This window comes from Aminithiophilus ramosus (assembly GCF_018069705.1).
GTDB classification, from domain to species: domain Bacteria; phylum Synergistota; class Synergistia; order Synergistales; family Aminithiophilaceae; genus Aminithiophilus; species Aminithiophilus ramosus.
Map to the genome: position 1 here is coordinate 1,607,383 of NZ_CP072943.1, position 17,796 is coordinate 1,625,178.

19 protein-coding genes and 1 tRNA gene are annotated in these 17,796 nt (G+C 63.5%); 4 read left to right on the forward strand and 16 right to left on the reverse strand.

Features of this window, described 5'->3' with window-relative positions:
• Nucleotides 1-28: 28 nt before the first annotated feature.
• The gene (gene phnD, locus KAR29_RS07365; RefSeq protein ID WP_274372366.1) at nucleotides 29-1,753 is read right to left on the reverse strand and encodes a phosphate/phosphite/phosphonate ABC transporter substrate-binding protein; all 1,725 of its coding nucleotides are present in this window, start codon (nucleotides 1,751-1,753) and stop codon (nucleotides 29-31) included.
• Between the two features lie 254 nt (nucleotides 1,754-2,007).
• Between phnD and KAR29_RS07370 the strand changes: the two genes are divergently transcribed.
• Nucleotides 2,008-2,553, forward strand: a complete 546-nt coding sequence (locus KAR29_RS07370; protein WP_274372367.1) for a prepilin-type N-terminal cleavage/methylation domain-containing protein — start codon at nucleotides 2,008-2,010, stop codon at nucleotides 2,551-2,553.
• A gap of 29 nt (nucleotides 2,554-2,582) precedes the next feature.
• Here the strand turns inward: KAR29_RS07370 and folP are convergent, their stop codons facing one another.
• Nucleotides 2,583-3,803, reverse strand: a complete 1,221-nt coding sequence (gene folP / locus KAR29_RS07375) for a dihydropteroate synthase (RefSeq protein WP_274372368.1) — start codon at nucleotides 3,801-3,803, stop codon at nucleotides 2,583-2,585.
• Nucleotides 3,800-4,180: a 6-carboxytetrahydropterin synthase QueD gene (gene queD, locus KAR29_RS07380; protein WP_274372369.1), complete on the reverse strand. Its 381-nt coding sequence runs from the start codon at nucleotides 4,178-4,180 to the stop codon at nucleotides 3,800-3,802. The genes folP and queD overlap by 4 nt, the downstream gene beginning before the upstream one ends.
• A 318-nt stretch (nucleotides 4,181-4,498) precedes the next feature.
• On the opposite strand from queD, the gene KAR29_RS07385 reads away from it, so the two are divergent.
• On the forward strand, nucleotides 4,499-5,728 hold the full coding sequence (locus tag KAR29_RS07385; protein ID WP_274372370.1) for an HAD-IIA family hydrolase: 1,230 nt from the start codon (nucleotides 4,499-4,501) through the stop codon (nucleotides 5,726-5,728).
• A gap of 265 nt (nucleotides 5,729-5,993) precedes the next feature.
• Here KAR29_RS07385 and KAR29_RS07390 read toward each other — a convergent pair.
• Together KAR29_RS07390 and KAR29_RS07395 are read right to left on the reverse strand one after the other, a co-directional pair.
• Nucleotides 5,994-6,091: transfer RNA gene (locus KAR29_RS07390), tRNA-Sec, on the reverse strand.
• 133 nt (nucleotides 6,092-6,224) lie between these two features.
• Nucleotides 6,225-7,121: a dihydrodipicolinate synthase family protein gene (locus KAR29_RS07395; protein ID WP_274372371.1), complete on the reverse strand. Its 897-nt coding sequence runs from the start codon at nucleotides 7,119-7,121 to the stop codon at nucleotides 6,225-6,227.
• Nucleotides 7,122-7,335: 214 nt separating this feature from the next.
• Here KAR29_RS07395 and KAR29_RS07400 point away from each other — a divergent pair, with 214 nt between their 5' ends.
• Nucleotides 7,336-8,517 (forward strand): pyridoxal-phosphate-dependent aminotransferase family protein, encoded by a 1,182-nt coding sequence (locus KAR29_RS07400; protein WP_274372372.1) that lies wholly within the window; start codon nucleotides 7,336-7,338, stop codon nucleotides 8,515-8,517.
• Here KAR29_RS07400 and KAR29_RS07405 read toward each other — a convergent pair.
• Nucleotides 8,514-9,065, reverse strand: a complete 552-nt coding sequence (locus tag KAR29_RS07405; protein WP_274372373.1) for a sigma-70 family RNA polymerase sigma factor — start codon at nucleotides 9,063-9,065, stop codon at nucleotides 8,514-8,516. The genes KAR29_RS07400 and KAR29_RS07405 overlap by 4 nt on opposite strands.
• Before the next feature lie 43 nt (nucleotides 9,066-9,108).
• Here KAR29_RS07405 and KAR29_RS07410 point away from each other — a divergent pair, with 43 nt between their 5' ends.
• Nucleotides 9,109-9,927, forward strand: a complete 819-nt coding sequence (locus KAR29_RS07410) for a HesA/MoeB/ThiF family protein (RefSeq protein WP_274372374.1) — start codon at nucleotides 9,109-9,111, stop codon at nucleotides 9,925-9,927.
• Here the strand turns inward: KAR29_RS07410 and KAR29_RS07415 are convergent.
• From KAR29_RS07415 to fmt, 10 genes are read right to left on the reverse strand one after another with little or no spacing between them, the layout of a single operon-like run.
• Nucleotides 9,924-11,231, reverse strand: a complete 1,308-nt coding sequence (locus KAR29_RS07415; RefSeq protein ID WP_274372375.1) for a thymidine phosphorylase — start codon at nucleotides 11,229-11,231, stop codon at nucleotides 9,924-9,926. The genes KAR29_RS07410 and KAR29_RS07415 overlap by 4 nt on opposite strands.
• On the reverse strand, nucleotides 11,224-12,054 hold the full coding sequence (locus KAR29_RS07420; protein ID WP_274372376.1) for a purine-nucleoside phosphorylase: 831 nt from the start codon (nucleotides 12,052-12,054) through the stop codon (nucleotides 11,224-11,226). Before KAR29_RS07420 ends, KAR29_RS07415 begins: the two co-directional genes overlap by 8 nt.
• A gap of 30 nt (nucleotides 12,055-12,084) precedes the next feature.
• Nucleotides 12,085-12,954: a tyrosine-type recombinase/integrase gene (locus KAR29_RS07425; protein WP_274372377.1), complete on the reverse strand. Its 870-nt coding sequence runs from the start codon at nucleotides 12,952-12,954 to the stop codon at nucleotides 12,085-12,087.
• Nucleotides 12,951-13,502, reverse strand: a complete 552-nt coding sequence (locus KAR29_RS07430; protein ID WP_274372378.1) for an NUDIX hydrolase — start codon at nucleotides 13,500-13,502, stop codon at nucleotides 12,951-12,953. The genes KAR29_RS07425 and KAR29_RS07430 overlap by 4 nt, the downstream gene beginning before the upstream one ends.
• Before the next feature lie 4 nt (nucleotides 13,503-13,506).
• Nucleotides 13,507-14,049, reverse strand: a complete 543-nt coding sequence (locus KAR29_RS07435; protein WP_274372379.1) for a 2-oxoacid:acceptor oxidoreductase family protein — start codon at nucleotides 14,047-14,049, stop codon at nucleotides 13,507-13,509.
• Between the two features lie 13 nt (nucleotides 14,050-14,062).
• On the reverse strand, nucleotides 14,063-14,806 hold the full coding sequence (locus tag KAR29_RS07440) for a thiamine pyrophosphate-dependent enzyme (protein WP_274374943.1): 744 nt from the start codon (nucleotides 14,804-14,806) through the stop codon (nucleotides 14,063-14,065).
• 13 nt (nucleotides 14,807-14,819) lie between these two features.
• Nucleotides 14,820-15,881: a 3-methyl-2-oxobutanoate dehydrogenase subunit VorB gene (gene vorB, locus KAR29_RS07445; protein WP_274372380.1), complete on the reverse strand. Its 1,062-nt coding sequence runs from the start codon at nucleotides 15,879-15,881 to the stop codon at nucleotides 14,820-14,822.
• Nucleotides 15,882-15,917: 36 nt separating this feature from the next.
• Nucleotides 15,918-16,136, reverse strand: coding sequence for a 4Fe-4S dicluster domain-containing protein (locus KAR29_RS07450; RefSeq protein ID WP_274372381.1), 219 nt, complete (start codon nucleotides 16,134-16,136; stop codon nucleotides 15,918-15,920).
• A complete protein-coding gene (locus KAR29_RS07455; RefSeq protein ID WP_274372382.1) occupies nucleotides 16,108-16,869 on the reverse strand; it encodes a P-loop NTPase family protein in 762 nt (253 codons plus the stop codon). Before KAR29_RS07455 ends, KAR29_RS07450 begins: the two co-directional genes overlap by 29 nt.
• Complete coding sequence (gene fmt, locus KAR29_RS07460; protein WP_274372383.1) at nucleotides 16,866-17,792, reverse strand: methionyl-tRNA formyltransferase; 927 nt, start codon at nucleotides 17,790-17,792, stop codon at nucleotides 16,866-16,868. Before fmt ends, KAR29_RS07455 begins: the two co-directional genes overlap by 4 nt.
• Between the last annotated feature and the right edge of the window lie 4 nt (nucleotides 17,793-17,796).

The following is a 17,796-nucleotide window of genomic DNA, read 5'->3' on the forward strand; positions in this document are numbered from 1 at the left end:
CCGAAGAGAGCCGGGGGCAACGGCCAATCTATCGGCTCATGGCCTTCGCCCGCCTGAGAACATCGTAGCGACCGTCATCGGCCTCGACGAAACCGTCGATGGAGAGTTTTTTCATGGCCTCACCGTAAGCACCGGCTCCGGGCGTCATCTGCAGAAAGACGTCGCCCACGCGCCGCGCCTGAGAAACATCCATGGAGGCGGGAACGGCGAGGGCATCTTTGGGAATTTCGTCGGTGCGGGCCACGATGTCGAGGCGGCCCAGGTCCATCGATCGGGCCGCTCCATCCCAGGCATCGGTATAGGTGGCCCCGCCGTCGACACTCCCCTCCCAGACGGCGCCGATGACGCGGTCGTGACTCCCGAGAAAGAGAACTTCGCCGAAGAAGCGGTCGGGATCGTACCCCTTCTCTTTGAGCATCAGCCGAGGATAGAGGTACCCCGATCCGCTCTTGGGATCGACGAAGGCGAAACGTTTGCCCCTCAGCTGGCCCAGCTCCCGCAGACCGCTTCCCTTGCTCGTGATGATGAGTCCCTGATAGGAGGGACGTCCCTTGACGCGGGGAATGGCCAGGGGACGCAGGGGATATTTCTCGGCGGCATCGACGTAGGCGAGAGGGCTGAACCAGCCCAGATCGACAATACCCTGGGCCAGCATTTTCCCCAGGCTCTCGTAATCGGGAGAGACGAAAAGGCGCATCCTCCGGCCCAGGCGCCGAGCCGCCTCTTCGAGGAGAGGGCCGTAGTCGTCGCGGATCTTCTGCGGATCGGCAAAGGGCGTCAGCCCCACCCAGAACTCCTCCGCCGGGCGTCGAGCCGCCACCCCGCTCTGCAAAGCGAAAAGATCGTCCGTCACCTTCCTCACGGAAGAGGAGAACTCCCGAGCCATGGCCGTCTCGGCCTCGAGACTGCTGCCCAGAGTCTCCACGACGGAGAGGACCGATTGGGTCCCTTCCTGGAGGGTCTCGGCCTCATGGGCAAGCCCCTCCATGGAAGAACGTCCTTTGTCGAGAACGCCGATGAGACGGGAAAAGGATTCGCTGAAGCGCAAAACGCCGTCGCCGGCCCGCCGGGCGCGTCCCAAGGCCTCCTGAGTCTCCTCCCGTCCCGAGGAAAGAGAGCGCTCCGTCTCGCCGAGGCCTTCGACGACGGAACGAATGCGCTCCCCCATCGTCTGAAGAGCTCCGGAGATGGAACGGGCCGTCTCCTGCGTCGACTGGGCCAACTTGCCCACCTCCTGGGCCACGACGTTGAAACCCCGACCGGCCTCTCCGGCCCGAGCGGCCTCGATGGCGGCGTTGAGAGCCAGAAGCTGCGTCTGCTTGGCGATGCGATCGATACGGTCCAGGAAGGCCTTCACCTCGGCCGTCGAATCGAGAAGGCCACCCGTCATGCGGGCCTGTGTCTCGGAAAGAACGGCCAGCCCCCGAAGCGTCGTCTCCAGCTTCTCCATGGCCTGCACGGTATCGAGAACATCCTGCCGCGCCTCGGCTTCGGCGGCTTCCGACGTCGTTTTGATTGCGCCCATTTCGACGAAGGCCTCGGAAAGGACGGAAAAGCCCTCGATGATTTTCGAGACACCCCGCGCGTAGCGATCGAGGCCGGAGCGGGTCGATTCGGCGCTGGAGCGGAGCTCCTCCGCGGCTTTTCCCTGACGCCGCCCGATCCAGAACATCTGCTGGAATCTCTGCGAAAGAGACTCGACGGAACCGAGGACGGCGTCATCTGAAGAGAAGGCCTTCTTCTCCACGTTCATGGACCAACAGCTCCTTCCTGCACGCCAAACGGGATGATCTTCTCACCATTATACTATTGAATGGAAATTTTACAATGTCAAAATTTATTAAAAATTCATAGAAGCAGGAGAGGATCGTCCCCGGGGACGATCCTCTTTGGGAATTTCTCGATATTGTGTTAGATTTCATGAGATTGAAGGACGGCGTTTCGCAAAGCGTGAACGCACTCTCACTTGCCCCACAGGGCCGCCTTCGAGCGGGAAAGGAGCTCATCGTGTCGAGGAAACGGAAGGGGTTCACCCTTGTGGAGATTCTCATCGTCGTCATCGTCATCGGTCTTTTGGCCGGAGCGATGCTGGTCGTCGCGGCAAGGTTCCAGGCCAGAACCCGGGCTTCGGTCATCGTCGCGAACATGCGAACCCTTCAGGAGGCGGCCATGCTTTACTTCGCCGACAACGGCCGCTGGTTCCCCGAAGAAGCCTCCAACGGCAACGCGAACAAGAAGGACGCCGGAACGTTCCTGCTTCCCTACCTGGACCGGAAGCTGGCCGCCAAGTTTTCGGCCACGGACAATCAGTATTTCGTCTGGCTTTTCGAAGAGGGAAACGGCGACGGAAAGTTCTACGTCGTATGCAAAGTCGACGACCGTTTCGAAAACTACGAGACGCGCCAGGCTTTGGAGAAGATCGCCGCCTCTCCTCCCTTCTTCAACGCCGACGGAGAGGACCATCCCTTCAAAGCCGTCAAGAACCCCGGTACGGGCTACTCGGGAAACACCCAGATCACCCTGTTGATCTTGAGGCAATCGTTCGGCGACTAGATTAAGATGGCCATGAGGAGAGGGGGCCCTCAGGGGCTCCCTCTCCTTATGGCGGCGACGACGTCGACGGCCTTCCTGCTGGCCCCCACGTCGTGAACGCGAAGGATTTCGACGTCCCGCCAGGCGCAGAGGGCCGAGACGGCCAAGGTCCCCTCGAGACGCCCTTCGGGCCGGGGCTCGTCGAGGACGGCACCGAGAAAGCTCTTGCGGGAGTGCCCGACAAGCAGAGGAAGGCCGAAACCCCGCAGAGCTTCGAGGTGACGAAGAATCTCCAGGTTGTGCTCCGACGTCTTGCCGAAACCGATGCCGGGGTCGAGAATGATACGGCTTTCGTCGATACCCGACCTGGCGGCCAGGGCGAGGCGGTCCTCGAAATAGGCGACCATGTCGGGGAGAAGATCACCGTAGCGGGGAGCCTCCTGCATCGTCCTCGGCCTCCCCTGAATGTGCATGACGACGACGGGAACGGCCAGGGCGGCCACCGTCTCGGCCAAGGCTCCGTCGAAGCCGAAACCGGAGATGTCGTTGACGATGTCGGCCCCGGCCGCCACGGCGGCTTCGGCCACGGAAGCCTTGTTCGTGTCGGCCGAAAGAGGCAGATCGGGGAAACGTTCCCTGAGCGCCCTCAGCGCGGGAACGAGCCGGACAAGCTCGGTGGCCGCATCGAGACCGTCGGAACCGGGACGCGTCGACTCGGCGCCCACATCGAGAATATCGGCCCCTTCGGCGACCATCGTTTCCGCCCGCTCCAGCAGTTCGGCCAAATCGGCGATGCGGCTGCCCGCATAGAAGGAATCGGCAGTGACGTTGAGAATGCCCATGATGAGACTCCGCCCCTCGAAGGAGAGACGACGCCCTCCAGGAAGGTCAAGGCCCCGAGGATGCTCCCCCCTGCGGCGAGACGCCAGAAATGCCGTCAGTCCCAGGCGGACCTCCTCCAACCCCCAGTAGGGCATGGCCTTCAGTTTTTCGACGAGAAGACGGACGGCCTTCTCCGTGCCGAAGAGAAGGCCGTCCGTCCGCTCCACCTGCCTGTCGATGGCGTTGCGGTGAACGGCCACGTCGCCTCCGCGGGCCAGCATCTCCTGCTTGAGGGCGTTGGCGGCCCGCGTATCGACATCTTTGAGCAGCAGGGTCAGCGTTTCTCTCTTGGCCAGGAAATAGGGGACTCCCCGGTCGTCGCAACCCAACGCCTTCAGACGTCGGCCGATTTCTCCATCGTCGATGAAATCGATCTGCAGCGGTCTCATGACACTCGGCCCGGTTCCATATCCTCGCGACGGAGGATCACGGAACTGGACGCCGTCTCCCAGACCTCGATCTCGTGGAGGCGGCAGTTGGGACGGGCCAGGGGCGTTTCGAGCTCCCCCCAGATCCAGCGGGCGATGTACTCGGCCGTGGGCTGTTCGAGAAGATCGTTGAGGTAGGCATGATCCAGACGGGAGAGGACCTTCTCGTTGACGATGGCCTTCAGCTCGACGAAATCGAGGATCATCCCCTCCCGGTCCGTCTCTCCACGAAGCGTTACGGCCAACCGGTAGGTGTGGCCGTGAAGGGCCTCGCACTTGCCGTGATAGTGAATCAGGCGATGAGCCGCGTCGAAGGAGAAGGTCCGTTTTAAAAACATCGAGAATCGCCTCCTCTTTGGGCGGATGGGGCGAAGACGTCACCCCACCTGCAAGGTCTCTCCATCATGAAGGCTTTTTCCTGCAGCGGCAAGGGGTCTTTTGCCCCTGGGGGGAAGGGAGGGATCTCCTCCGAAACACCTCCCTCTCTCCGTCTTCGTCGGACAGCAGGGCGAAAGGCCGCACGGAACAGACGCGACGAGTCCCTTCCCGGGGGCGCCGTTTGTCGAAAGGGAGGGACACCGGAACAAAGGAGAGCCCTCTCCCGCGTTTTTGGGGTTAAAATGTCATCCAAGGCGAAACGACAGGGAGGTGACGCCATGATCGCAGCACAATTCGACGCCTTTTTCCTCGACCTCGACGGCGTCGTCTACATCGGCGACGAACCCACGCCGGGGACGCCTCTGGTCCTGAAGGAGCTGCGCCGGAAAGGCAAGGAGATCCGGTTCCTCACCAACAACCCCACCTCGGCGGAAGAGATCGTCCGACGTCTCCGATCCTTGGGCATCGAGTCCCAGGAAAGGGAAGTGGTCACGTCGGGGACGGCCACCGCCGCCCTGCTGGCCGCCAAGGATCTTCGCAAAGCCTGGGTCCTCGGTCACAAGGGGCTGAAAGAGGCCCTCCTGGCCCGAGGCGTGACGTCGACGGAAGGCGACGGCTGCGACGCCGTCGTCGTCGGTTGGAACGACGACATCACCATGGCAGACATCAGGGAGGCCTCTCTGGCCATCCGTCGGGGAGCTTTTTTCGTGGCCACCAACGAGGACAGGACCTATCCGGGGCCCCAGGGTCCCCTGGCCGCCGTGGGAACCCTCGTCGAGGCCCTTGTGGCCGGATCGGGACAGAGACCGATCTCCGTCGGCAAACCCCAGCCCTTCATGTTCGACGTCGCCCTGAAAGGCCTCGGAAGAGGAAAAAGAGCCGTCATGATCGGCGATACGCCCGACGTGGACATCCTCGGCGCCCACCGGTCGGGATTGCCGGCCCTTCTCATGGGTGAGGCCGTGACCTTCCCCTACGACCGGGACTTCCGCAATCCCGACGGGAGAATCGCCTCCCTGGAAGACCTTTTCGACGAGTCCCTTTCCGTAGGGGAATGGGACGGCCCCTCGTACGCCTGGCCTGAAAGGGTGGAGCCCGGCGTTGCCGCCATCGTCCTCGAAGGAGAAAGAGTCCTCCTCATGCGCCGCCGCGACAACGGCCTCTGGGGCATCCCCTCGGGGCACGTCGAGCCGACGGAAACCGTGGCGGGAGCCGTCCTTCGGGAAATCCGGGAGGAGACGGGAATCGAAGCCGAAGTGACGGGACTGATCGGCGTCTATTCCGATCCCCGCTCGCAGGTCATGACCTACCCCGACGGACGGATCCGCCACTTCGTCACGACCTGCTTCCTCTGCCGTCCCACAGGAGGAACCCTTGGAAGGACGGGGCCGGAGACGCTCGACGCGGGCTTCTTCCCTCTCGATTCCCTTCCAGAGCCGATGATGGCCATGCACCCCCTCTGGCTCGCCGACGCCCTCGCCGGGTCGAAGGAACCCTTTATCCGTTGAGATACCGCTTCGGAAGAGCTTCAAAAAAAGCAGGGATGCCGCCGAGAGAAAGAGCCTCCCGGTGGGCATCCCTGAATCCCTGAAGAAGACACCTGAATGGACGCGCCGACCCCAGACCCGTCGAAAGAGAGACAAGAAGACAGGATCCCTATCGTCACTCGCTGTCCTGATGGTCGATGTCGACGTGACAGAACTGCCTCTGAGGGTGCGAAGCCGGAGCCGACTTTTCGTAAAGTCAACGATCGCAGGACGTCACGATTCGGCTTGGCGGAGGCGTGTGGGAATCGAACCCACCGGAGCCGGCGCGTACCGACCCCCGACAGATTTGAAGTCTGCACCCGGCACCAGCCGAGAATCGCCTCCGCGACGAAGCCTATGGTAGCCTTTTGCCCTCGAAATGTCCAGAAGACAGAGACTACCTGAAAGGAAGAGAAAGCCCCCTCTTTTCATTTTGCCCGTCTTGCCAAGGGCGAAAAGATTGCCTCTTCACGATGAGTCAGACCAGGGGAGCGATTCCCAGGCGACGGTAGATCTCCCTGATCGTGGACTTCGTCGTTTCCGAGGCGGGAAGGATGGGCGGGCGCGGCAGGCCGCCCCTGTAGCCGACCATGTCCATGGCCGCCTTCATGCCGCCCAGGCCGAAGCGGGAGGTGACGGCACCGTTGATCTCCATGAGGGCGAACTGGATCTCCCGGGCCCGAGATAGGTTCCCGGCGAGAAAGGCCTCATAGAGCTCGACGCAGAGGTCGGGGACGACGTTGGCCACGGCCATGGTTCCGCCGTCGCCGCCGAGGACGAGCGTCGCAAGAAGGAAACTGGCCGATCCGGCGATGACGGAGAAATCCCGATCGGCGTCGGCGATCGTCTCGGTGATCTGGACGATGTTGGCCGAGCTGTCCTTGATGCCCACGATGTTGGGATGCGCCGAGAGGCGGACGGCAAGGGCCGAAGAGATGTTGACGCCCGTGTTGCGAGGCATGTTGTAGAGGATGACGGGCAGGGACGAGGCATCGGCCGTCTCGGTGTAGTACCGTTCCAGGGCGGCCTCGCCCATGTCGGTCTTGTAGTAGTTGGGCGTGATGACGAGGGCCGCGTCGGCGCCGGCGTCAGCGCATCGCCTCGTGAGGGTCAGCGTATCCCTGAGGGACTCGCGCCCCGTTCCTGCGATGATCTTCTTGTCCCGGGGAAGACGGCGGCGTGCCCTTTCCACGAGAGAGACCTTCTCCTCCTCGTCGAGGAGGACGAACTCGCCGTTGCTGCCGAGAACGACAAGTCCGGCGAGACCGGTCCGACCGTATTTCTCGACGTTTTCCTCGAAGGCCAGGCCGTCGACGGCACCGGTTGCGTCGAAAGGGGTGGAGAGGGGAGCGAAAATGCCGGAGATCGCTTTCATCGTCGATCGGGGAGAGGCCCACAGGTGAAGAGACGTCTCCCTGCACCTCCTTCTGGAATGAGATCGACCTCCAAGAAGCCGAGGTCGATCCAGTTTACCCCATCTGAAGCCATTCCGCCTCGCTCTTGAGGTACAATCGAGACATTCGGATCGGGACCGGGCAAGACCGCTTCGGCTCCGTGGCCGGACAGGATCAGACAGAGGAGGGATCCCGATGGAATCACGCCGCCCTCGCCGAACGAGGGAAAAACTTCTTCTCGGGCCGGGCCCGAGCCCCGTCGAAGGCCGTGTCCTGCGCGCCCTCGCCGAGCCGACGCTGGGCCATCTCGACGGCGATTTCGTCGCCCTCATGGATGAGACGCAGGAACTTCTCCGCAAGACGTTCCAGACGTCGAACGCCCTCACCGTCACCATGCCGGGGACGGGAAGCGCCGGGATGGAGGCAGCCTGCGTCAACGTCATCGAAAGAGGCGACACGGTCATCATCGGAGACCAGGGCGTCTTCGGTCAGCGCATGCAGGATGTGGCCGAGCGTTGCGGCGCCACGGTCATCAAGGTCTCGGCCCCCTTCGGCAAGACGCTGCCCGAGGAGACTCTTTTCGAGGCCATCGACAGCCATCCCGAGGCGAAGCTGGTCGGCCTCGTCCAGGCCGAGACGTCGACGGGCGTCCTCCAGAATCTCGACGCCATTGCCGCCAAGGTCCACGAGGCGGGCATGCTCCTGCTCGTCGACGCCGTCACCTCCCTGGGCGGCATGGAGGTGCCCGTCGACCGGCTGGGGCTCGATATCGTCTACAGCGGCAGCCAGAAGTGCCTGGGCTGCCCGCCGGGCCTGGCCCCCCTGACTCTGAGCAGCCGGGCCGTCGAGGTCGTACGGTCGAGGAAGACGAAGGTCCAGAGCTGGTATCTCGACCTGACGATGATCATGCGCTACTGGGAGCAGGAGCGTTTCTACCATCACACGGCACCGGTCAACATGCTCTACGCCTTCAACGAGGCCCTTCGGATCGTCGACGAAGAGGGACTCGAGTCCCGCTGGGCCCGTCATCGACGGAACGCCGAGGCCCTATGGGCCGGTCTCGAGGCCATGGGGCTGACCCTGCCCGTGGCGAAAGAGGATCGCCTGCCCAGCCTGACCTGTCTCGCCCTGCCGGAGGGGATCGACGACGGACGGCTGCGCCGGGAACTCATGGAGCGCCACGCCATCGAAGTGGGCTCGGGGCTCGGGGAGTTCCGAGGAAGGGTCATCCGCGTTGGCCTGATGGGAAGCGGATCAACGGCCAACAACGTCCTCCTCTTCCTCTCGGCCCTGGCTGCGACTCTGAGACGAATGGGCCATCCCGTCGATGTCGCCTCGGCCCTGGAGAGAGCGGAGGAGCGGCTCGACGGCGATTAGATCGGTCCCAGGCCGGCGTCGCGCAGCTTGCTTCTGGCCCGGCTCAGGGCGTTATCCACCCTTTTGCGGGGCCACCGGAGGACCTGGGCCGCAGAGGCCACGCCGCCCGTCTCCAGGAAGGCATCCATGGCCATCAGTTCCGCGTCTGAGAGAAGGTGCACGGCCCGCTGAAGCCTCTCGCGCCCTTCGACGATCTCCTGGAGATCGAGCTGAGGCGGCGAGGCCTTTTCGAGACGCTCCTCTTCGGCGGCCTCCTCGGGAGGACGCCGTCTCAGCAGCGAGATCATGGCGTTGCGGACGCAGACTTTCGCGAAGGCACCAAAAGAACCTCTCGGGGGGCTGAAAAGCTGTACGGCACGGCAGAGGGCAAGAAGCCCCTCCTGAGAGAGGTCCTCCTGCAGATAGCGATCCCCGCCGGAGAGGGAAAAGGCCTGGCTTCTAACAAGGGGAAGATAGGCCAGAAGGACCTCGGCCAGGGCGTCGCTTTCGCCTCGGCGGGCCTCGTCGAGATGGCGTCGGAACTGCTTCCCTTCTTCGATTCTGTCCATCGCCCCAGTCTCCTCTGAATCGGAGTCAAAAAGGAGGTTCATCATGACGGAGAAAGAAGAGTCTGCGCGGATACAGGGCGACATCTCCGAAACGCTCATGGATCCCGATGCGGAACGCCGCTGGGCCCAGGAGCGCGGCTGCTCCCTTCTGGAGGCCCAGATCGGTGCGCTGCAGAAAGGGCGAATCCCTCTCCGCTTCGACCGTACCATGGGAACATTGGGACGGGAGGGGCAGCTCCGCCTCCTCCAATCGACGGTGGCCGTGGCGGGCTGCGGCGGGCTGGGCGGCCTCATCGTCGATCTTCTGGCCCGTTCCGGCATCGGTCGTCTGCACGTGGCCGACGGCGACGTCTTCGCCGTCTCGAATCTGAACCGTCAGATCCTCTCGTCGGAGAAACGCATCGGGACGGGGAAGGCCGCCACGGCGGCAGCCCACGTCCGAGCCATCAACGGAGCCCTCGAGGTGCGCGCCTTCGATGGCTTCATCGACGAGGAGACGGTCGGAAGCTTCCTCGAGGGCGTCGACGTCGCCGTCGACGCCCTCGACAACAACCTGTCGAGGCGACTTCTCCTGAAAGCGTGCCGCGAGAAAGCCATCCCCTTCGTCCACGGGGCCATCGCCGGTTTCTGGGGACAGCTTCAGGTCATCAAAGGCGATGAAAGAGCTCTCTTCGAGGACGAGGAGTCGAACAAGGGCATCGAAGGACAGACGGGCAACCCGCCCTTCACTCCTGCCCTCGTCGCCTCTTTGGAGGTGACGGAAACCGTCAAGCTCCTGACGGGAAGGTCCACCCTTCCGGAAGGGACCCTCCTTTGGATCGACTTGGAGAATCTCGAGTTCCGTCGCCTCAAGCTTTCCTAAACGTCGACCCGCTCCAGCAGAAGCGGTGAGAAGTGCGGTTCGTCGCCGATGACGAAGGCCTTTTCCAGGAGAAGTCGGGCCTCGTCCAGACGGCTGCCCCCGTTGTGATGCAGGCGGAGCACGAGTTCTCCGGCGCGGACGGCCTCCCCTCTTTTCCGGCAACACTCGACGGAGACGGAGGGGTCGATGACGTCTTCTTTGCGCATGCGCCCCCCTCCCATGATTTTGACGGCCTCTCCGACGCTGCGGGCCGCCATGCGTTGCACATAGCCGTCGCGACAGGCCCGGAGCTCTAAGACCTTCGAGGCCCGAGGCAGGGACTTCTCCGGCTCCTCCAGGATCTGAGGCGATGCGCCCTGGGCCTCGAGGAGCCGGGCCATTTTTTCAAGGGCCTTCCCCCCGTCGAGGGCCTCACGGCAGGTGTCGATCCCCTCTTCCAGCGTGGCCGCCCTGCCGCCGAGAAGGACCATGGCCCCCCCCAAAAGCAGACAGAGCTCGCGCGTATCGGCAGGTCCCTTGCCCTGAAGGACGTCGATGGCCTCGGCCACCTCCGAGGCGTTTCCGGCCCATCGCCCCAGGGGCTGATCCATGTCGGTGACGAAGGCCAGGCTCCTCCGCCCCAGGGAAGAGGAGAGATCGACAAGAGTTCGAGCCAGACGACGGGCACCGTCGATGTCGGTCATGAAGGCACCGTCGCCGCACTTGACGTCGAAGACGAAGGAGGTGGCGCCTCCGGCCAGTTTTTTGCTGACGATGCTGGAGGCGATGAGGGGAAGAGAGGGAACGGTGGCCGTCACGTCCCGGAGGGCATAGAAGCGCCCTTCGGCCGGGGCCAGATCGAGAGAGTGACCGCTGACGGCGCAGCCGATGCTCTCCACCTGGGAGATGAAGCGATCCAGAGGCAGATGGGACTGAAATCCGGGAATGGCCTCAAGCTTGTCGACGGTCCCGCCGGTGAACCCCAACCCCGGCCCGGACAGCTTCGCCACAGGCAACCCGCAGGCGGCGACGAGGGGAACGAGGACGAGCGTCGTCTTGTCGCCCACGCCTCCCGTGCTGTGTTTATCGACGGCGTTGAGTCCTGCCGGCAGGATGACTCTCTGCCCCGAATCGGCCAGGGCCAGGGTGAACGCCCGAAGCTCCTCGTCGTCGAGGCCTCGGAAAAAGGTGGCCATAAGCCAGGCAACCGCCTGATAGTCGGCGACGGAACCGTCAAGGACGGCCGAGACGAAAGCGCGAAGGGCGGCCTCTTCATGACGGCCGCCTTCGCGCTTCTCCTCGATAAAGGCCAGGGGGTTAAACATCGCTGCCCAAAGCGGCGATGAGGTCAGAAAGAAGCCGCGCCAGTTTTCCCGAGGCCTTATCCATCTCGGAAAGGACCTCTTCGTGGGTGAGACGGTTTTTCGTCATTCCGGCGGCGAAGTTGGCGACGCAGGAGAGGGCCAGCACTTCGAGCCCCAGATGATTGGCGGCGATGACTTCAGGGACCGTCGACATGCCGGCCAGGTCGCCGCCCATGGCCCGGGCCATGCGGATCTCGGCGGGCGTCTCGAAGGAGGGGCCGTGAAAGGCGACGTAGACGCCTCGTTTGATCCAGATACCTCCATCGGAGGCGACCTTGTCGGCCCTCTGGATGAGGCGCTCGCTGTAGGCCTCGGTCATGTCGGGAAAGCGGACGCCCCAGCTCTCCTCGTTGGGCCCCGTGAGGGGATTGACGCCCATGAAGTTGATGTGATCCTCGATGAGGACGAGATCGCCGGGACGATAGGATGGGTTGATCCCTCCCGATGCGTTCGTGGCCAGGTAGATCTTGACGCCCATGGCGGCAAAGACACGGACGGGAAAGACGACCTCCTGAGGCGAATAGCCCTCGTAGAGATGGACGCGGCCCTGCATGGCGACGATCGGCACGCCTCTCAGACGTCCGGCGACGATCCGTCCCGCATGCCCGGGAGCCGTCGATCGGGGCCAGAAGGGAATTTCCTCGTAGGGAACGACGACGGGTTCTTCGATGGCATCGGCGAAAGAGCCCAGCCCCGAGCCGAGAACGACGGCGACGCGGGGAACGAAGGGAATCTTCCGTGCCAGCTCGGCCCGAGCCTTTTTGACCTCTTCAACTCCGCACACGGCGGACACCTCCACTCTTTTCACGGACCCTCAGGCCCGGGGATGACACCTGTCGTAAACGTCGCGCAGCTCCAGATCGAAGTGCGTATAGCGCTCCGTCGTGGCGATGGAGGCGTGGCCGAGAAGTTCCTGAAGCGTCCGGAGATCCATCCCCCGCCGGAGGAGGTGAGTCGCGAAGGAGTGACGCAAGACGTGAGGATGAAGGCGGACCGCGGGGATGGCCGCCTCCTTGCCCCTACGGCGAATGATCCTCCAGAAATCCTCCCGCCTCAGGGGCCTTCCGTTGCGGCTCAGGAACAGGACATCCGAAGTCCCGCCCAGGCCCGGGCGAGCCTCGCCGACGTAGAGACGGAGGCGTTCCTTGATCTGCCCCACAAGGGGGAGAAGGCGTTCCTTGTCCCCCTTGCCGAGCACGCGCAGAGTGCCGCGGCGGAAATCGGCGTCGCCGACGTGAAGGGAGCAGGCCTCTCCGGCCCGGAGTCCGCAGCCGTAGGAGAGCTCCAGCAGCGCCCTGTCACGAAGCCCGAGAAGCGTGTCGGGGCAGGCCGAAAGGAGGCGCTCGACCTCCCCTTCGTTGAGAATCTGCGGCAGCCGACGGGCCTTGTCGGGCAAGGGGGGCAACCAGACGTCCTGCTCGATCCATCCGTCCATCTGGAGGAAATGGGACCAGGAACGCAGAGTGGCGGCGTAACGCTGAACCGTGGCCGAGCTCTTGCCCTCCAGGGAGGCCTTACGCAGAAAAGGGGCCACTTTTTCCTCCGACGGAGGAAGGGGGGAAAGCCCTGCGCCCTCGCAGAAGGCGCACCACCGGGCCAGATCGCCTTCGTAGGCCTTGACGGTGTTTTCGCTGCAACCCCGCTCGAAGCGCAGGTAGTCGAAAAAAGTCGCGACGGCCTTCAACGTCCCGAACAGGGGGCTAGCCCCTTGGCCTGCAACCACCAGAGGGCCGCCACCGTCTTGCTGTCCTTGATCTCCTCCTCGTCCAGCGCTTGGGCGAAATCCTCCAGGGGAAGGGAGAGAACTCTCAGATCCTCGTCGTCATCGGCCTCGAGACGACGGGGCGTCAATTCCGTCGCCAAAAAAAGGATGATGACCTCGTCGCTGAAACCGGGGGAGCTGTAGAAGCGACCGATCTCCTCGATCCGTCCCGCGTCCTGCCCCACCTCCTCCATCAGTTCGCGACGGGCCGTCTCTCGGGGCTCCTCTCCGGGTTCGACGAGGCCCGCCGGAATCTCCAGGATGACCCTGCCCACCGGATGGCGGTACTGGCGGACGAGGAAGATCTCCCCTCGGTCCGTCAGGGCGATGAGAGCGACGGCAGGGGCATGGGTGATGACCTCTCGCGTCGTGCGGTGCCCCGAATCCAGCTCGACTTCGTCGACGCGCAGGGTGACGATGCGTCCCTCGAAGAGCGTTTTGCTGGAAAGAGCCGTCTCTTTGGGATCCATGGCGCTAGGAGAGCCCCCGGCCCTTGTCGAAAGCCTGGAGGTTGAGCTCCACAAGAGCCGCCTTTTTCTTGCCGAAAAGATCGGAGATGGTGACGCGGCAAGCCGCCTCGCCGACGAGGTCCGTGTGGGCCGACAGGGCGCCCAGGACAATGACGTTGGCCACCTTGTCGTTGCCCAAGGAGGCGGCGAGGCCGTTGGCGGCCACGGCCAGAACCTTCACGTCGGATCTGGGGTTGTCGCAGCGGACGAGGTCACTGTTGTAGAGAAGAAGGCCGCCCGGCTTGAGACAGCTCTCGAACTTCTCCAGGGAGGGCTGGTTCATGATGACGAGGACGTCGGGGCGGGAGACGACGGGCGAGGCGATCTCCGTCTCGCTGACGATGACGCTGCAGTTGGCCGTCCCTCCCCGCATCTCCGGGCCGTAGGAGGGGATCCAGGTGACGAACCGTCCCTCCTTCATGGCGGCATAGGCCACGATCTGTCCCAGCGAGAGAATGCCCTGGCCGCCGAAACCGGCGGCGATGAAGCTGCGATAAAAGGTCGACACGCCTCAGCCCTCCTTACTCGGGAACCTTGAACTCGCCCAGAGGATAGTAGGGAATCATCTTCTCGACGAGCCAGTCCGTGGCCTCAACGGGGCGCAGCCCCCAGTTGGTGGGGCAGGTGGAGAGAATCTCGACCATCGAGAACCCCTTGCCGGAGATCTGCGTCTCGAAGGCCTTTCGAACGGCCTTCTTGGCCTCGAGGATATATTTGGGCTTGGCCACACAGACGCGGGCAATATAGCCGGGAGCGGCCAGTGTGGCCAACATCTCGGCGACGCGTATGGGATAGCCGTTGATCTGGGGGTCACGTCCCAGGGGACAGGTCGTCGCCTTCTGTCCGACCAGGGTCGTGGGCGCCATCTGACCTCCCGTCATGCCGTAAATGGCGTTGTTGACGAAGATGACGGTGATCTTCTCTCCCCTGTTGGCGGCGTGGACGATCTCGGCCATGCCGATGGAGGCCAGGTCGCCATCGCCCTGATAGGTGAAGACCGTCAGGTCGGGGCGGATGCGCTTGCAGGCCGAGGCGATGGCGGGAGCACGGCCGTGGGCCGCCTCGTACATATCGGTGTCGATGTAGTTGTAGATGAAAACGGCACAGCCCACGGGGGCCACGCCGACTGTTTTCTCCTGAATGCCCAGTTCGTCGATGACCTCGGCCACGAGCCTGTGAGCGATGCCGTGCGTGCATCCGGGGCAGTAGTGCGTCGTCACGTCGACCATGGAGCGGGGACGCTCGAAAATCTTGAGCTCTTTCATCGTCGTCACCTGCCTAGCTCTTCCGAAGAGCGCGGACGGCGCCCGCGATCTCATCCACCGTCGGGGCGATGCCGCCGACGCGACCGAAGAAGGAGACGGGGGCTCGGCCGGCGACGCCGATCTTGACGTCGTCGATCATCTGACCGCAGCTCATCTCGACGGCGAGAACAGCCTCGACCTGAGGGGAGAGCGTCTCGAAGGGGGCGTAGGGGAAGGGGAAAACCGTAATGGGCCGGATCATCCCGACGGCGATTCCCTCTTCGCGGAGGAGATGGATAGCCGATCGGGCGATGCGGGCCGTCGTCCCGTAGGCGGCGACGACATACCGGGCGTCCTCCATCATGTAGGTCTCGTGGCGCGTCTCGTTTTCGGCCATGAGGGCATACTTGGCGTTGAGCTTCAGGTTATGGGCCTCCAGTTCCTCCGGATCGAGGTAGAGGCTTTTGACGAGGGCACGTTTCCCCCGCCAGCCCATGTAACCTACGGCGCGCTCCTTTTTATCGGGCAGATCACGCCTGACTGGGGCTCTGAATTCGACGGCCTCCATCATCTGTCCCATGAAACCGTCGCCGAGGATCATGACGGGATTGCGATAAATTTCAGCCAGGTCGAAGGCCTCCATGGTCAGATCGACGGCCTCCTGCAGAGTGCTCGGCGCCAGGACCAGGAGACGGTAATCGCCATGTCCACCCCCCCGCGTCGCCTGAAAATAGTCCGACTGGGCCGGGAGAATGCCGCCCAGGCCGGGACCGCCGCGGACGATATTCATGATGACGCAGGGCAGCTCGGCGCCGGCGATGAAGCTGATTCCCTCCGACATGAGGGAAATGCCGGGGCTCGACGAGGAGGTCATGACCCGTTCGCCCGTTCCGGCTCCGCCGAAGACCATATTGATCGAGGCCACTTCGCTCTCGGCCTGGAGATAGACGCCGCCCACTTCGGGGAGACGTTTCGACATGAGCTCGGGAATCTCGTTCTGGGGCGTGATGGGATAGCCGAAGAAATAGCGACAGCCGGCCTGAATCGCAGCCTCGGCCAAGGCCTCGTTGCCCTTCATCAGAACCTTTTCGCCCATTAGCCTTTCACCTCCGAAAGTTGTCCGGTCGCTCCTCTAGGCCTCTTCCATCCTGAAGACTTCGATAGCCACGTCGGGACAGGTCAGGGCACAGATCTTGCAGGCCACGCACCCCTCTCTGTACTGCTCCGCCGGGCGATACCCCTTCTCGTTGATCCTCTCCGAAATGCGCAGCACCTTCATCGGACAGGCGGCAACACAAAGACCGCAGCTCTTGCAGCGGTCTTCAAGAATGGCGACTCGTCCCTTTGCCATCTACCGGCACACTCCTCTCCCAGGGAAACAGGATCCGCCTCGAGAGGGGCCACAACGGGACCGTCTCGAGGGCCAGGCTCTCTCGGGCCCTTTCAAAGAGAGACTCGGAAACGCCGACATAAATAAGGGGCAGTGCAAGGGCCTCTGCCGAACGTCGGACCAGGGCAAGCCCCCGTACCAGATCTTCCACTCCGGTCCGTTCCATGAGGTGGGCATTCCCCAGAATCCCCGTTACGCGAAGACCGCTGAGGGCCTCCATATCACGACACATGGTCCGGACGGCCTCGACCGTCGACGATTGAGGACGGAAGGGGTTGAGGACCAGCAGAAGCTCGTAGCCCCTTTCCTCCAGGAAGGGGACGAATTGCTTGAGGGCAAGGACCCCCTTGGCCTCCCCTCCGACGTCGAGAAAGACGTGATCGTAATCGGAGGAGAGAAGGCGCGTCACTGCCGGCGAGACGACGGGGAAATCGCCCCAGCGCGTCTCTCCCGGAGGGAGGGCGACATCAACACCCAGCCTCCGAATGTCGTCGGCGACCTCACGAAGACAGAAATAGGGGTTGATGATGTCCAAGTCGGCGAAGGCCACGCGGAAACCTCGCCGATGGAGGGAAAGTCCGATGTCAAGAGTCCAGGCCGTCTTGCCCGAGCCGAGGGCTCCCGTCACGGCGACGACTCCGGGCCAGGTCCGCCTGGTGACCTGGTCCTCGCGCAGCGGGGAAAGGTCGGTCATGAAAGCGATTCCCCCTTTCCGAGGTCGAGCCCCCGCCACCAGAGGGTTCCTTCGAGACGTTTCCCTCCCTCGGGCTGGACTTCGCCGAGGGCGAGGGCGCCACGTCCGCAGGCGACGACGGCTCGTCCCTCCCGAGGTTCGAGAAAGGAGCCGGGTTCTCCCGCTCCGTCGACGACATCGACCTGCCAGATTTTGAGACGTCTGCCTCTCATCAGGGCATAGGTGCCGGGAGAGGGATTGAGGGCGCGGACCTGACAGGCGATTTCCCGCGCCGTGCGAATCCAGCGGATGGGACACTCCTCTTTCCTGATGACGGGGGCGAAGGTCGCCTTCGCATGGTCCTGTTCCTTCGGACAGGCCAAACCCTCCTCCAATAATTCTAAAACTTTCTGCAATAAAATGCCACCCTTAGGGGCCAGCCGCGCGAGCAAGTGCCCGTACGATTCGTGATTTTCGATTCCTTCCCGGCTCTGGGCGAGTATGGGGCCGGCGTCCATGGCGGGCACAAGGCGGAAGACGGAAATTCCCGTCTCTTTGTCGCCTGCCATGAGGGCGCGCTGAAGAGGGGCGGCGCCTCGATAGAGGGGAAGCAGGGAGGGGTGGGCGTTCAGGCAGCCCCAAGGGGGGGTCGAGAGATAGGGCTCGCCGATCATCTGGCCGAAATCGACGACGATGATCACCTGAGGACGCTCGTCGTCGAAGCGCCTCAGAAGATCGTCATCGCTGTTGACCTTGGGGGAAAGATGGAGGGGAAGGCCACGTTCGACAGCCTCTCGGGCCACGGGAGTCTCCCTGAGCCTGAGGCCTCGGCCGGCGGGACGGGAGGGGGCGGAGATAACCAGCGTCGGGGTCTGCCGGGAGAGAAGACCGACGAGACAGAGACGACCGAAATCGCCGGAGCCCATGAACCAGTAAGGGACCATCGGA